The following is a 16,671-nucleotide window of genomic DNA, read 5'->3' as shown; positions in this document are numbered from 1 at the left end:
CCGCGGGCGGGCTCGGTGCCGGTGTTCTCGACGGTGACCGGTGAGCTGGTCGACGGTTCCGCCATGGATGCCGAGTACTGGTACACCAACCTCCGCACCACCGTCCGCTTCGCCGAGGCGGTCGACTCCCTCCTCGCCGACGGCTACGGCACCTTCGTCGAGGTCAGCGCGCACCCGGTGCTGGTGATGGCACTCCAGGAGAGCATCGAGGCGGCCGAACGCGACGCCGCTGCGTTCGGCACGCTCCGCCGCGGCGAGGGCGGCCCGCGCCGACTGCTGGCCTCGCTGGCCGAGGCGTGGGTGCGCGGCGTGGCCGTCGACTGGCGGGCGGCCGCCTTCGCCGGCACCACCGCCGTCCCGCCGCTCGAACTGCCCACCTACGCCTTCCGGCACCGCCGGTTCTGGCCCGAGCCGGCCCGCCCGGAGAACGGCGCCGGAACGGTCGGCGCGGACCCTGTGGACACCGCCTTCTGGGAGGCCGTCGAGCGCCACGACCTGGAGACGTTGGCAGGCTCGCTCGACCTGGACGCCGACGCGCCGCTGAGCGCCGTCCTGCCCGCGCTGTCGACCTGGCGGCGGCAGCGCCGTGAGCAGTCGACCGTGGACGGCTGGCGCTACCGCATCACCTGGCAGCCCCTCACCGATCTGCCCGCACCGCTGCTCTCCGGCACCTGGGCGGTCATCGCGACGGAGGACGACCGGGACCGCGCCGACGACCTCGCCCACGGTCTCGCCCGGCGCGGCTCGGAGGCCCGCACGCTGACCCTCCCGGCCGCCGGCCTCGACCGCGAGCCGCTGGCCGAGTGGCTGCGCAAGGAGCTCGGCGACACGGTCGGCCTGTCCGGCCTGCTCTGGCTCCCGGCCATGGACGGGCGGCCGCACGCCGAGCACCCGGGCCTGCCGCTCGGGCTCGCCGGGACGGCCGTGCTGGTGCAGGCGCTCGGCGACGCCGGGATCGAGGCGCCGGTGTGGACGGCCACCCGCGGCGCCGTCGCGGCCAACCGGGCCGAACGTCCGGCCGCGCCCGTGCAGTCCCTGATCTGGGGCTTCGGCCGGGTCGCCGCGCTGGAGCACCCGCAGCGCTGGGGTGGCCTGGTCGACCTGCCGGAGCTGCTGGACGACCGGGCCATGGACCGGCTGGCCGGGGTGCTGGCCGGTACGGGCGGTGAGGACCAGGTCGCGATCAGGGCCTCCGGGGTGCTGGTGCGCCGCCTGGTGCACGCCCCGGCCGGCCCGGTGGCCGGGGAGGGCTGGCGGCCGTCCGGCACGGTGCTGGTCACCGGCGGCACCGGCGCCCTGGGTGCCCACGTCGCCCGCTGGCTCGCCCGCAACGGCGCCGAGCACCTGCTGCTCACCAGCCGGCGCGGCCAGGAGGCCGACGGCTCCGCCGAACTCGCCGCCGAACTGACCGCGCTGGGCGCCCGGGTCACCGTCGCCGCCTGCGACGTCGCCGACCGCACCGCGCTGGCCGCCCTGCTCGGCACGATCCCCACCGAGCAGCCCCTCACTGCCGTGATGCACACCGCCGGGATCCTCGACGACGGCGTGCTGGACGCGCTGACACCCGAGCGATTCGCCACGGTGCTGCGCCCGAAGACGGAGGCCGTGCTCGCCCTGGACGAGCTGACCCGCGACCTTGACCTCTCCGCGTTCGTCCTGTTCTCCGGCCTCGCCGGCACCCTGGGCGACGCCGGGCAGGCCAACTACGCCGCCGCCAACGCCTTCCTGGACGGCTTCGCCGAGCACCGCCGCGCCCAGGGGCTGGCCGCCACCTCGGTGGCCTGGGGGCGCTGGGGCGAGAGCGGCATGGCCGCGGACGGCCTGATCGGCGACCGGCTCGACCGCGCCGGGCTGCCCGCGATGCGGCCCGAGTCGGCGATCGCCGCCCTCCAGCAGGCCCTGGATCTGGACGAGACCGTGGTCACCGTCGCCGACGTCGCCTGGGACCGTTTCGCACCCGGCTTCACCTCGGTGCGCCCGTCCGCGCTGCTGGACGGGCTGCCCGGCGTCCGCCGCCCGGCCGCCGGAGCCGGGCCCGACGCCGCGGCCGGCGCCGCCGCCGACGCCGCCGAGCTGCGCCGGCGGCTGGCCGGCATGGCGGAACTGGAGCGCGAGCAGACCGTGCTGGACCTGGTGCGCGCCCACGCGGCCGCCGCGCTGGGACACACCACGGTCGACGAGGTCGGGGCCGGCCGGGCGTTCAAGGAACTCGGCCTGGACTCGCTGACCGCACTGGAACTGCGCAACCGCCTCGGCGCCGCCACCGGCCTGCGCCTGCCGGCCACGCTGGTGTTCGACTTCCCGACACCGGCCGCCCTCGCCGCCCGCCTGCGGGCCGACCTGGTCCCGGCCGGTCCGGCGCACAGCGGGGGCGGAGGCACCCTCGCGGACCTCGACCGGCTGGAGGCCGCACTGGCCACCGTCACCGAGGACCCGGACACCCGGGCCGACGTCGCCGCCCGCCTCCAGGCCCTGCTGACCCGGTGGAGCGCCGAACCGCACGAGCGGCAGCCGGACGAGCAGGTGGCCGAGCACCTCCGGGAGGCCTCCGCCGACGAGCTGTTCGCCTTCATCGACAACGAGTTGGGCATGGCCTGACTGCCGGGCGGCGCGGGCGGGCCGGCGACCACCGGCACCCCGCGCCACCGGCGGTACGGCCCGCCCCCGCACGGCAGGGCCCCGTACGGCCCGCAACCACCTGAAGCCATCAAGGACGGCCGCCACCAAGGACGGCCGTCATCAACAGGGTGAGGTTCCACAGTGTCCCAGGAAAAGCTCCTCGACTATCTGAAGCGCGTCACGGCGGATCTGCACCAGACCCGTCAGCGGCTGCGCGAGGCGGAGGCGGGCGAATCCGAGCCGATCGCCCTGGTGTCGATGAGCTGCCGGTTCGCGGGAGGGGTGAACTCGCCCGAGGACCTGTGGCAGCTGGTGGCCGAGGGCCGCGACGCGATCGGCGACTTCCCGGCCGACCGCGGGTGGGACACCGACGCGCTCTTCGACGACGACCCGGACCAGCAGGGCACCAGCTACACCCGCCAGGGCGGATTCCTCTACGAGGCGACCGAGTTCGACGCCGCGTTCTTCGGCATCAGCCCGCGTGAGACCCTCGCCATGGACCCGCAGCAGCGCCTGCTGCTGGAGTCCTCCTGGGAGGTGCTGGAGCGCGCCGGCATCGACCCGACCTCGCTCAAGGGCAGCCGCACCGGAGTCTTCGCGGGCACCAACGGCCAGGACTACGGCGACCTGCTCCACCAGGTGCCGCAGGGCGTCGAGGGCTACACCCTGACCGGCAACGCGGCGAGCGTGCTCTCCGGTCGCCTGTCCTACGCCTTCGGCCTGGAGGGGCCGGCCGTCACCGTCGACACGGCCTGCTCGTCCTCGCTGGTCGCCGTGCACCTGGCCGCGCAGGCGCTGCGCCAGCACGAGTGCTCGCTCGCGCTGGCCGGCGGCGTCACCGTGATGTCCAGCCCGCGGGCGTTCGTGCAGTTCAGCCGCCAGCGGGGCCTGGCAGCCGACGGCCGCTGCAAGTCCTTCGCCGCCGCCGCCGACGGCACCGGCTGGGGCGAGGGCGTCGGCATGCTCCTGCTGGAGCGGCTCTCCGACGCGCGGCGCAACGGCCACCCGGTGCTGGCGGTGCTCCGCGGCTCCGCCGTCAACCAGGACGGCGCCTCCAACGGCCTGACCGCGCCGAACGGCCCCTCCCAGCAGCGGGTGATCCGCCAGGCCCTCGCCGATGCGGGCCTCACCCCAGCCCAGGTGGACGCGGTCGAGGCGCACGGCACCGGCACCGTCCTCGGCGACCCGATCGAGGCGCAGGCGCTGCTCGCCACGTACGGGCTGGAGCGACCGGCCGAGCAGCCGCTCTGGCTCGGCTCCATCAAGTCCAACCTCGGCCACACCCAGGCCGCCGCCGGCGTCGCCGGCATCATCAAGATGGTGCTCGCCATGCAGCACGGCCTGCTCCCGCAGACCCTGCACGTGGACGAGCCGTCCCCGCACGTCGACTGGGCGGCCGGCGGCGTGCGCCTGCTCGACCGGTCCCGGGAGTGGCCGCGGACGGGCGAGCCGCGCCGCGCGGGCGTCTCCTCGTTCGGCGTCAGCGGCACCAACGCGCACGCCATCATCGAGCAGGCCCCGGCCCCGGCCCCGGCCACCACCGACACGCCCGCGTCCGCGGACACGCCGGTGCCGCCCGCCGTGCTGCCGTACCTGGTCTCCGGGCGGACGGCCGAGGCCCTGCGCGCCCAGGCCGCCCGCCTCCGGGCCCACCTGGACGCCGTGCCCGCACCCGCGCCCGCCGACCTCGCACACTCGCTCGCCACCGGCCGTGCCGCGCTCGACCACCGGGCCGCCGTGCTCGCCGCCGACCGCACCGAACTGCTGGCGGGCCTGGACGCGCTGGCCGCCGGCGTGTCCGCACCCCAGCTGGTGCAGGGCGTCGCGGCCGCCGAGGGCCGGACCGCCTTCCTGTTCACCGGCCAGGGCAGTCAGCGGGCCGGCATGGGCGAGGAGCTGTACGCGGCGTACCCGGCGTACCGGGAGGCGTTCGACGCGGTCTGTGCCGAACTCGACCCGCTGCTGGACCGTCCGCTGCGCGAGGCGATCGCCGACCCGGCCCTGATCGACGAGACGGCGTACGCCCAGCCCGCGCTGTTCGCCCTGGAGGTGGCGCTCTACCGGTTGGCGGAGGCCTTCGGCATCCGGCCCGACCTGCTCGCCGGTCACTCGATCGGCGAGTTGGCGGCCGCGCACGTCGCCGGTGTGTTCTCGCTCGCCGACGCGGCGCGGCTGGTCGCGGCGCGCGGCCGGCTGATGCAGGCGCTGCCGCGCGGCGGCGCGATGGTCGCCGTCGAAGCGGCGGAGGGCGAGGTGCTGCCGCTGCTGACCGACGGTGTCGGCATCGCCGCGGTCAACGGCCCGACGTCCGTGGTGATCTCGGGTGCCGAGACCGCCGTGGTCGAGATCGCCGAGAAGCTCGCCGCCGACGGCCGCCGCACCAAGCGGCTGACGGTCAGCCACGCCTTCCACTCTCCGCTGATGGACGGCATGCTCGACGAGTTCCGGGCCGTTGCGGAGCAGGTGGCGTACGAGGCGCCGCGGATACCGATCGTCTCCACCGTCACCGGCGGCACGCTCTCCGCCGAGGAGATCCGCGACCCCGAGTACTGGGTGCGGCACGTCCGCGAGGCCGTCCGCTTCCACGACGCCGTGCGCCGGCTCCGGGCCGGCGGCGTCACCACGTTCCTGGAGGTCGGCCCCGACGGCGTGCTCACCGCCCTCGCCGAGCAGAGCCTCGACGCGGACGGCACGCCCGCCGCGCTGATCGCCGCCCTGCGCGCCGGTCGCCCCGAGGCGGCGAACGTGCTGGCCGCCGCCGCCCGCGCCCACGTCCACGGCGCAACGCCGGACTGGCACGCCGTCGGCCGGCCCTGGGGCGGCCACCGGATCGACCTGCCCACGTACGCCTTCCAGCGCCGCCGCCACTGGCCCGAGCCGCCGGCCGGCTGGCCGGTCGACGTCACCTCCGCGGGCCTCGGCGCCGCCGACCACCCGCTGCTCGGCGCCGCCGTCGCCCTCGCCGACGCCGACGGCGTGCTCTTCACCGGCCTGCTCTCCCGGCAGACCCACCCCTGGCTCGCCGACCACGCCGTGATGGGCACCGTGCTGCTCCCCGGCACCGCCTTCGTCGAACTCGCCGTCCGCGCCGGCGACCACGTCGGCGCCCCGCACCTCGCCGAACTCACCCTCCAGGCCCCGTTGGTGCTCCCTGAGCACGGCGCCGTGCAGATCCAGCTCGCCGTCGGCGAGGCGGACGGCACCGGCACCCGCCCGTTCACCCTGCACTCCCGGCCCGAGCCCGACGCCGCCGCCACCGGCGCCGCGCCCACGGCCGAGTACGCCTGGACCCGGCACGCCGCCGGTCTGCTCGCCCCACCCGCCGACGACCGCCCCGCCGAACCGCTCGGCGTGGACACCTGGCCGCCCGCCGGCGCCGTCCCGGTCCCCGTCGACGGCCTGTACGACTACCTCGCCGACGCCGGCTTCGACTACGGCCCGGCCTTCCAGGGCCTCACCGCCGCCTGGCAGCTCGGCGACGAGATCCACGCCGAGGTCCGCCTGCCCGAGCCGCACCGAGCCGACGCCCGCCACTTCGGCCTCCACCCCGCCCTGCTCGACGCCGCCCTGCACGGCGTCGGCATGGGCAGCCTGTTGGCGCCCAGCGAGTCCGGCCGTCTGCCGTTCGCCTGGCGCGGCGTCACCCTGCACGCCTCCGGCGCCGACCGCCTGCGCGTCCGCCTCGCCCCGGCCGGCGAGGACGCCGTCGCGGTCACCGTCGCCGACACCACCGGCGCGCCCGTCGCCGCCGTCGAGTCGCTGCTGCTGCGCCCCGTCACCGCCGCCCAGGTGCACGCTGCCCGGGCCGTCCACCACGAGTCGCTGTTCACCGTCGCCTGGCAGCCCGGCACCCCCGGCGAACCCGCCGCCACCGGCTGGGCCCTGCTCGACACCGGACGGGCGGCCCTGGCCGCCGCTCCCGCCCTGCCGGTCCACCCCGGGCCGGCCGAGCTCGCCGCCGCAGTCCGCGCCGGCGCCGAGGCGCCGCACACGGTCGTCGCCCTGCTCGCCGGCCCCGCCGCCGGCGAGCCGGGCGCCGAGGACACACCTGGCGCCGCGCACGCCGTCGCCACCCGAGGGCTCACCCTGGTGCAGCAGTGGCTCGCCGAGGACGCCCTCGCCGAGGTCCGCCTCGTCCTCGCCACCCGCGGCGCCGTCGCCGTCCACCCCGGCGAGGACGTCACCGACCTCGCCGCCGCCACCGTCTGGGGCCTGGTGCGCTCCGCCCAGTCCGAACACCCCGGGCGCCTCGTCCTCGCCGACCTGGACGACGACCCGGCCGGCCCGGACCGCCTGCTCGCCGCCCTCGCCGCCGACGAACCGCAGCTCGCCCTCCGGGCAGGCGCCCTCCACGTCCCCCGCCTCACCCGGACCGCGGGCGACCCCGCCGCCGGGCAGGGCGCCCCGACCGGCCTCGGCGCCCTCGACCCCGACGGGACCGTCCTGGTCACCGGCGCCACCGGCACCCTCGGCACCCTCGTCGCCCGCCACCTGGTCACCGAGCACGGCGCCCGGCACCTGCTGCTGCTCTCCCGGCGAGGCATCGAGGCACCCGGCGCCGCCGAACTCGCCGCCGAACTCGCCGAGGCGGGCGCCGCCGTCACCCTCACCGCCTGCGACACCGCCGACCGCGACGCCCTCGCCCGGGTGCTCGCCGACATCCCCGCCGCACACCCGCTCACCGCCGTGGTGCACACCGCGGGCGTCCTCGACGACGGCATCGTCGACGCGCTCACCCCCGAGCGCCTCGCCACCGTGCTGCGGCCCAAGGCCGACGCCGCCTGGCACCTGCACGAGCTGACGGCCGGACACGACCTCGCCGCCTTCGTGCTCTTCTCGGCCGCCGCCGCCACCCTCGGCGGCCCCGGCCAGGCCAACTACGCCGCCGCCAACGCCTTCCTGGACGCGCTCGCCCACCACCGGCAGGCCCGCGGCCTGCCCGCCACCTCGCTCGCCTGGGGCCTGTGGGCCGAACGCAGCGGAATGACCGGCACCCTGGACAGCGCCGACCTGCAGCGCATCAGCCGCGCCGGCGTCGCCGCACTGTCCTCCGCCGAGGGCCTGGCCCTGCTGGACACCGCCACCGCTCTCGGCGGCGCCGGCTACGTGCCGATGCGCCTCGACACCGCCGGACTCCGCGGCCAGGCCGCCTCCCCGGCGCTGCCGGCCCTGCTGCGCGGCCTGGTCCGCGCCCCCGCCCGCCCGGCCGCGCGGACCGCCGCCGGCACCGGCGCGGCCGACCCGGGCCACCGGTTCGCCGCGCTGCCCGCCGACGAACGGGCCAGGGCCCTGCTCGGCCTGCTCACCGGCGAGGTCGCCGCGGTCCTCGGCCACACCGGCGCCGACGCCGTCGACCCCGCCCGCGCCTTCAAGGAACTCGGCTTCGACTCGCTCACCGCGGTCGAACTGCGCAACCGCCTGACCGCCGCCACCGGCCTGCGGCTGCCCGCCACCCTCGTCTTCGACTACCCGACCCCGCAGGCCCTCGCCGACCACCTCGACACCCGGCTCGCCGGCTCGGCCGGCCCCGCCGCCGCACCACCGGCCGCCGCGGTCGTCGTCGACGACGACCCGATCGCCATCGTCGGCCTGGCCTGCCGCTACCCCGGCGGGGTCAGCACGCCCGAGGAGCTGTGGCAGCTGGTCGCCGAAGGCGGCGACGGCGTCTCCGCCTTCCCGGCCGACCGCGGCTGGCCGCTCGAGGCCCTCTACGACCCGGACCCCGAGCGCCCCGGCACCTCCTACGCCCGCGAGGGCGGCTTCCTGCACGAAGCCGCCGACTTCGACCCGGCGTTCTTCGGCATCAACCCGCGCGAGGCGCTCGCCATGGACCCGCAGCAGCGGCTGCTGCTGGAGACCTCCTGGGAGGCGATCGAACGGGCCGGGATCGACCCGGCCTCGCTCAAGGGCAGCCGCACCGGCGTGTTCGCCGGCGTGATGTACCACGACTACGTCTCCCGGCTGCCCGCCATCCCGGAGGGCGTCGAGGGCTACCTCGGCACCGGCAGCTCGGGCAGCGTCGCCTCCGGCCGCGTCTCCTACACCTTCGGACTGGAGGGCCCCGCCGTCACCGTCGACACCGCGTGCTCCTCCTCCCTGGTCGCCCTCCACCTGGCCGCGCAGGCGCTGCGCAGCGGCGAGTGCTCGCTCGCGCTGGCCGGCGGCGTGACCGTGATGTCCACCCCCGACACCTTCGTCGACTTCAGCCGCCAGCGGGGGCTCGCCGCCGACGGCCGCTGCAAGTCCTTCTCCGCCGCCGCCGACGGCACCAGCTGGGCCGAGGGCGCCGGCATGCTCCTGGTCGAACGGCTCTCCGACGCGCGCCGCAACGGGCACCCCGTACTGGCCGTCGTCCGCGGCACCGCCGTCAACCAGGACGGTGCCTCCAACGGCCTCACTGCGCCGAACGGGCCCTCCCAGCAGCGTGTCATCCAGCAGGCCCTCGCCAACGCCGGACTCGCGCCGACCCAGGTGGACGCGGTCGAGGCGCACGGCACCGGCACCGTCCTCGGCGACCCGATCGAGGCGCAGGCGCTGCTCGCCACGTACGGGCAGGGCCGTTCCGCCGACCGGCCGCTCTGGCTCGGCTCCATCAAGTCCAACCTCGGCCACACCCAGGCCGCCGCCGGCGTCGCCGGCATCATCAAGATGGTCATGGCGATGCGCCACGGCGTGCTGCCGCGGACCCTGCACGTCGACGAGCCCTCGCCGCACGTCGACTGGACCGCCGGGGCGGTCGAACTGCTCACCGAGGCCCGCCCGTGGCCCGAGACCGGCGCGCCGCGCCGGGCCGGCGTCTCGTCCTTCGGCGTCAGCGGTACCAATGCGCACGCCATCATCGAGCAGACCCCCGAGGAGGCCGGCGCCGAACCGCCTGCCGAGCCGGCCGAGGGCGCCCCGAGCGGCGGCGCCACGGTGCCGTGGGTGCTCTCCGCCAGGACCGCGGAGGCCCTGGTCGAGCAGGCCGACCGCCTGCACCGGAGGCTGGCGGAGGACCCGGCCTGGCAGCCCGCCGACGTCGCGCACTCCCTCGCCACCACCCGCACCGGCCTCGACCGGCGGGCCGCCGTCATCGGCAGCAGCCGCACCGAACTGCTGGCCGGCCTGGCGGCCCTCGCCCGCGGCGGCACCGCCCAGGCCGAGGGCACGGTGGCCGGAGGCCGGACGGCGTTCCTGTTCGCGGGGCAGGGGAGTCAGCGGGTCGGGATGGGCTTCGAGTTGTATGCCTCTTACCCGGTGTTCGCGGCTGCGTTCGATGCGGTGTGTGCGGAGTTGGATCCGCTGTTGGGGCGTTCGCTGCGTGAGGCGGTCGCGGATGCGGAGCTGATCGACGAGACGGGGTTCACGCAGCCGGCGTTGTTCGCGTTGGAGGTGGCGCTGTTCCGGTTGGTCGAGTCGTGGGGTGTGCGGCCGGATTTCCTGGCGGGGCATTCGATCGGTGAGTTGGCCGCGGCGCATGTGGCGGGTGTGTTCTCGCTGGCGGACGCGTGCCGGCTGGTGGCGGCCCGTGGCCGGCTGATGCAGGCGCTGCCGCGTGGTGGCGCCATGGTGGCGGTGGAGGCGTCCGAGGAGGAGGTGCTGCCGCTGCTGACCGACGGTGTGGGCATTGCGGCGGTCAATGGGCCGACCTCGGTGGTGGTTTCGGGTGTCGAGGGCGCGGTTTTGGCTGTGGTGGCCGGTCTGGAGGGGCGGAGGTCGAAGCGGCTCACCGTCAGTCATGCGTTCCATTCGCCGCTGATGGACGGCATGCTGGCGGAGTTCCGCGCCGTGGCCGCTGAGGTGGTTTTCGCGGAGCCGCGGGTCCCGATCGTGTCGACGCTGACCGGTTCGCTCGTGTCGGCCGAGTTGACCGACCCCGAGTACTGGGTGCGGCATGTTCGCGAGGCCGTCCGCTTCGCCGACGCGGTGCACGTGCTGGAGGGCGAAGGCGTCCGGACGTTCCTGGAGCTGGGCCCGGACGGCACACTCAGCGCCATGGCAGGGCAGTGCCTCGCCGAGGACACCGACGCCGTCCTCACCCCCGCCCTGCGCCGCGACCGCCCCGAGCCGGAGAGCTTCACCACCGCGCTCGCCCGACTCCACGTCCGCGGCACGGTGCTGGACTGGCAGGCCGTCCTCGCCGGCACCGGCGCCCGCCGCATCGACCTGCCGACCTACCCCTTCCAGCGCGAGCGGTACTGGCTGGAGGCGCCCGCCTTCCGGGCCGCGGACGTGGCGTCGGCGGGCCTGGTCGCACCCGAGCACCCTCTCCTCGGGGCCGCGGCCCCGCTGGCCGAGTCCGACGGCTACCTGTTCACCGGGCGGCTCGCCGTCGACACCCACCCGTGGCTGGCCGACCACGCCGTCTCCGGCACCGTGCTGCTGCCCGGCACCGCCTTCGTCGAGCTCGCGCTGCGGGCCGGCGAACAGGTCGGCTGCGCGCGACTCGAGGAACTCACCCTGGAGTCGCCCCTGGTGCTGCCCGGCGCCGAGGCGCTGCAGTTCCAGCTCTGGGTGGGTGCCGCCGCAGAGGACGGCGGCCGGCCGGTGAGCCTGTACTCCCGGCCCGAACACGCCGATCCCGACGAGCCGTGGACCCGGCACGCCGGCGGGGCCCTGGCCGCCGCCTCCGACGGCGCCGCGGCCGCCGAACTCACCGCGTGGCCGCCGCCCGGCGCGGAACCGGTCGCGGTGGACGGCCTCTACGAGCGGCTGGCCTCGGGCGGCTTCGCGTACGGGCCCGCGTTCCAGGGGCTGACCGCCGCCTGGCGGCTCGGCGAGGAGGTCTTCGCCGAGGTCGCGCTGCCGCCGACGGCCGAGGCGGACGGCAGCCTGTTCGGCCTCCACCCGGCACTGCTCGACGCCGCGCTGCACGGCACGTTCCTGCAGGGCAGCGGCGGCGACCAGGGCAGGCTGCCGTTCTCCTGGAGCGGAGTCGCCCTGCACGCCGTCGGCGCGACCGCGCTCCGCGTGCGGATCACCCCTCAGGGCGCCGACACCATCGCCCTCGCGCTCGCCGACGCCACCGGCCGCCCGGTCGCCACCGTCGACTCCCTGCTGCTGCGCCCGGTCGCCGTCGATCAGCTGCGGGGCGCCCGCGCCACGCACCACGACGACCTGTTCGAGGTCGCATGGGCACCGCTGTCCGCGGACGGCACCGACCGGCCGACCGCCGCACTGGCCGTCATCGGCACCCCCGGGCAGGCCGACGCGGCCGAGGAACTGCACCGGAGCCTGCGGGCCGCCGCAATCGCCGCCGAGACGTACCCGGACCTCGCCGCACTCGCCGCCGCCGTCGCGGCGGGCGCCCCCGTGCCCGGGTTCGTGCTCGCCCCCTTCGGCACCCCGTTCCCGGCGGACGACCCGGGCCGGCCGCCCGCCGACGCCGTCCGTACCGCCGTCCACCGGGCCCTGGCCCTCGCCCAGGGCTGGCTCGACCAGCAGGCCCTCGCCGACGCCCGCCTCGTGGTCGTCACCCACGGCGCGGTCGCCGCCGCGCCCGGCGAGCGGGCCGACGACCTGGCCGGTGCCGCGCTGCGCGGCCTGCTGCGCTCCGCGCAGGCCGAGAACCCGGACCGCTTCCTCCTGCTCGACCTGGACCGGACCGCCGACTCCGCCGCGGCGCTGCCGACCGCTCTGCCCACGGCGGTGTCCCGCGGTGAGAGCGAACTGGCCGTCCGGCACGGCGAGCCGTTCGCCCCCCGACTGGCCCGGATCGCCACCGACGCAGCGCTGACCCCGCCGGAGGACGCCGTCGCCTGGCGGCTCGGCATCCCGGCCAAGGGCACCCTGGAGAACCTGGAGCTCATCGAGTTCCCGCCCGCCGTCGCCCCGCTGGAGCCCGGCTACATCCGCATCGGCGTCCGTGCCACCGGCCTCAACTTCCGGGACGTCCTCAACGCCCTCGGCATGTACCCGGGCAACGCCGGCCTGCTCGGACTGGAGGGCGCCGGCGTCGTCCTCGAGGTCGGCCCCGGCGTCACCGACCTCGCCGTCGGCGACCGGGTGTTCGGCATGCTCTCCGGCGGCTTCGCACCCGTCACGGTCACCGACCGCCGGATGGTCGCCCCGATGCCCGCCGACTGGAGCTTCGCCGAGGCGGCCTCCGTCCCGGTGGTCTTCCTCACCGCCTACTACGCGCTGACCGACCTGGCCGACCTGCAGCCCGGCGAGTCCCTGCTGGTCCACGCCGCGGCCGGCGGTGTCGGCATGGCCGCCGTGCAACTCGCCCGCCACCTGGGCGCCGAGGTGTTCGGCACCGCCAGTGCCGGCAAGTGGGATGCCGTGCGCGCACTCGGCCTCGACGACAGCCACCTCGCGTCCTCCCGCGACCTGGACTTCGAAGAGCACTTCCGCACCGCCACCGGCGGCCGCGGCGTCGACGTCGTCCTCGACTCGCTCGCCCGGGAGTTCGTCGACGCCTCGCTGCGGCTGCTGCCGCGCGGCGGGCGCTTCATCGAAATGGGCAAGACCGACATCCGCGACGCCGACCTGGTCGCCGCCGAGCACCCCGGCGTCCGCTACCGTGCCTTCGACCTGATCGAGGCCGGCCCGGACCGCATCAACGAGATGCTCACCGCCGTCGTCGACCTGTTCGCACAGGGCGCCCTCCGGCACCTGCCCGTCACCACCTGGGACATCCGGCGCGCCCCCGAGGCGTTCCGGTACGTCAGCCAGGCCAGGCACATCGGCAAGGTCGTCATCACCGTCCCGCCGCCGCTCGACCCGGACGGCACCGTCCTGGTCACCGGTGCCACCGGCACCCTCGGCGCGCTCGTCGCCCGCCACCTGGTGACCCGGCACGGGGTCAGGCACCTGCTGCTCACCAGCCGGCGCGGCGCCGACGCCCCCGGCGCGGCCGAGCTCAGCGCCGAACTGACCGCCCTCGGCGCCCGGGTGACCGTCGCCGCCTGCGACGCCGCCGACCGCTCCGCGCTCGCCGACCTGCTCGCCGCCGTCCCCGCCGCCCACCCGCTGACAGCCGTGGTCCACACGGCGGGCGTCATCGACGACGGCGTGGTCGGCTCGCTCACCCCCGACCGGCTGGACGCCGTGCTGCGCCCGAAGGTCGACGCCGCACTCCACCTCCACGAGCTCACCGCGTCCGCGGACCTCGCCGCGTTCGTCCTCTTCTCCTCCGTCGCCGGCACCTTCGGCGGCGCCGGCCAGGGCAACTACGCGGCCGCCAACGCCTTCCTCGACGCACTGGCCGGTCACCGGCGCGCCGCCGGCCTCGCCGGGCTGTCCCTCGCCTGGGGCCTGTGGGCGGAGAGCAGCGGCATGACCGGCACCCTCGACGCGGCCGATCTCCAGCGGATGGCCCGCGGCGGCATCACCCCGCTCGGCTCCGCCCAGGGCCTGGACCTGCTCGACACCGCGGCGACGCTCGGCCGCGCCGCCCTCGCCCCGGTGGGCCTGGACGTCGCCGGGCTGCGCGCCCACGCCGACCCCTCCGCCGTCCCGCCGCTGCTGCGCGGGCTGGTCCGGGCCACGGCCCGCCGCACTCCCCGGGCCGCCGCCGCGGCGGCGGCCGACCAGGCCCGGACACTCGAACAGCGGCTCGCCGGACTGGACGAGGAGGGCCGCCGCACGCTGCTGCTGGATCTGGTCCGCACCCAGGTCGCGGCGGTCCTCGGCCACTCCGGCCCGGACGCGGTCGAGGCCGAACGGGCCTTCAAGGAGCTCGGCTTCGACTCCCTGACCGGCGTCGAACTACGCAACCGGATGAACACCGCCACCGGTCTGCGCCTCTCGGCCACGCTGGTGTTCGACTTCCCGACGCCCGCGGCCCTCGCCGAGCTGCTGTTCACCGAGACCGCCCCCGCGGCGGACGCCTCGGCCCGCCCGCTGCTCGCCGAACTCGACCGTCTGGAGGCCGCGTTCGCTGCCGCCCCCGCCCCGGGCGACGACCTTCGCAGCACCCTCTCCGTCCGCCTGCAGGCCCTGCTCGGCCGCCTCGCGGCCGTCGAGGAGCCGGCCGCCCCGGCCGTCGACACCGAACAGCTGCGCGCCGCCTCCGACGAGGAGCTGTTCGCCTTCATCAACGACCAGCTCGGCCGCTCCCAGGACGCCGGCTGAGGCAGGAGCCGGCCACGGCCCGGGGCCCCGGGGCAGCACCGACGGTGCCGCCCCGGGGCCCCGGGCATCCGCTCAGCTTCCCGGCACCGCCCGGGTCCAGCGGTTGAGCGTCCCGCTCGGGTCGTCGTAGGTGAGCCACGTCCTGTCGCCGACGCCCGGGAGCCGCACCGATTCCTTCAGCCGTGCAGTGATCGACGTGCCGGCCGAGGTAGCGGGCCGGCCCGACACCGCGACCTGCGGCGGCCACCTTCGGCGGGGGCGGTACGGCAAAGCCCCACCTAGGGGCCGGATAGGGGTTGAGAGCGCCCCCGCCGAACCATAATCTCGCAAAGCGAAATGCAATAGGCGATCTGGCAAAAGCTCCTGGTGCCCGAAGTTGCCGACAACTTCGCCCGGGGGATTTCCACTGGCCATGGGCCATTGCTGTGAAATTCCCGCCGGTGAGAAATCCGTCGAATGACGCGAGCCGACTGGATGCGTTGAAGAGGTGGCATGTCATGGCGAATGAAGAGGCACTTCGCGACTACCTCAAGTGGGTGACGGCCGATCTGGCCCAGACCCGCCAGCGGCTCCAGGAGGTGGAGGCGGCGGACCACGAGCCGGTCGCGATCATCGGCATGAGCTGCCGGTTCCCCGGGAACGTCGGCTCCCCCGAGGAGTTGTGGCAGCTCGTCAGCGAGGGCCGCGACGCCGTCGACGGCTTCCCCGCCAACCGCGGCTGGGACCTCGGCGCGATCTACCACCCCGACCCGGACAACCCCGGCACCTCGTACGTCGCCGAGGGCGGCTTCCTGCACGGCGCCACCGAGTTCGACCCCGGATTCTTCGGCATATCGCCGCGCGAGGCGATGGCGATGGACCCGCAGCAGCGCCTGCTGCTCGAAACCTCCTGGGAGGCATTCGAGCGCGCCGGAATCGACCCGGCCGCGCTGCGCGGCAGCCGCACCGGCGTCTTCGCCGGCGTGATCTACCACAACTACGCCGCCCGCCTGCACTCCGTACCGGAGGGCGTCGAGGCATTCCTCGGTACCGGCAGCTCCGCGAGCATCGCCTCCGGCCGGGTCGCCTACGCGCTGGGCCTGGAAGGCCCCGCCGTCACCATCGACACCGCCTGCTCGTCCTCCCTGGTGGCCCTGCACCTCGCCGTGCAGTCGCTGCGCAGCGGCGAGTCCACCCTGGCCCTGGCCGGCGGTGTGACCGTGATGTCCACCCCCGAGGCCTTCGTCGACTTCAGTCGCCAGCGCGGCCTGGCCGTGGACGGCCGCTGCAAGGCGTTCTCCGCCGATGCGGACGGCACCGGCTGGGGCGAAGGGGTGGGCATGCTGCTCCTGGAGCGGCTGTCCGACGCGCGGCGCAACGGCCACCCGGTACTGGCGGTCGTCCGCGGCACCGCCGTCAACCAGGACGGCGCCTCGAACGGCCTGACGGCGCCGAACGGCCCCTCGCAGCAGCGCGTCATCAAGCAGGCCCTGGAGAACGCCCGCCTGACCGCCCGGCAGGTCGACGCCGTCGAGGCGCACGGCACCGGCACCCGCCTCGGCGACCCGATCGAGGCGCAAGCCCTGATCGCCACCTACGGACAGGACCGCCCCGAGGACCGGCCGCTGCTGCTCGGCTCGGTGAAGTCCAACCTGGCCCACACCCAGGCCGCCGCCGGCGTCGCGGGCGTCATCAAGATGGTCATGGCGATGCGGCACGGCGTGCTGCCCCGGACCCTGCACGCCGACCGGCCGTCCCCGCACGTCGACTGGGCCGCCGGCGCCGTCCGCGTCCTCACCGAGGACACGGCCTGGCCCGAGACCGGTGAGCCGCGCCGCGCCGGTGTCTCGTCCTTCGGCTTCAGCGGCACCAATGCGCACGCCGTCCTGGAGCAGGCGCCGGCGGTGGAGGCGCTTCCCGATGCGGTGGATGTGCCCGCGGTGGATGTGCCCGCGGTGCCTGGGCCGGTGCCGGTGGTGCTGTCGGGCCGTACCGAGCAGGCTCTGCGGGAGCAGG

3 protein-coding genes are annotated in these 16,671 nt (G+C 76.1%); all 3 read left to right on the top strand.

What is annotated here, in order from left to right; all coding sequences use genetic code 11:
- Window positions 1-2,598: SDR family NAD(P)-dependent oxidoreductase (locus ACZ52J_RS41885; RefSeq protein ID WP_465626633.1), on the top strand; the 2,598-nt coding region annotated here is incomplete at its 5' end.
- A 162-nt stretch (window positions 2,599-2,760) separates the two neighbouring features.
- Window positions 2,761-14,676 (top strand): SDR family NAD(P)-dependent oxidoreductase, encoded by an 11,916-nt coding sequence (locus ACZ52J_RS41880; protein ID WP_465626631.1) that lies wholly within the window; start codon window positions 2,761-2,763, stop codon window positions 14,674-14,676.
- Between the two features lie 497 nt (window positions 14,677-15,173).
- The coding region (locus ACZ52J_RS41875; protein ID WP_465626629.1) for a type I polyketide synthase at window positions 15,174-16,671 on the top strand (1,498 nt) is incomplete at its 3' end.

The organism is Kitasatospora sp. NPDC034035 (assembly GCF_055575755.1).
Note: the sequence above shows the minus strand (reverse complement) of the source record. Positions and strands in the feature narration are given on the sequence as shown.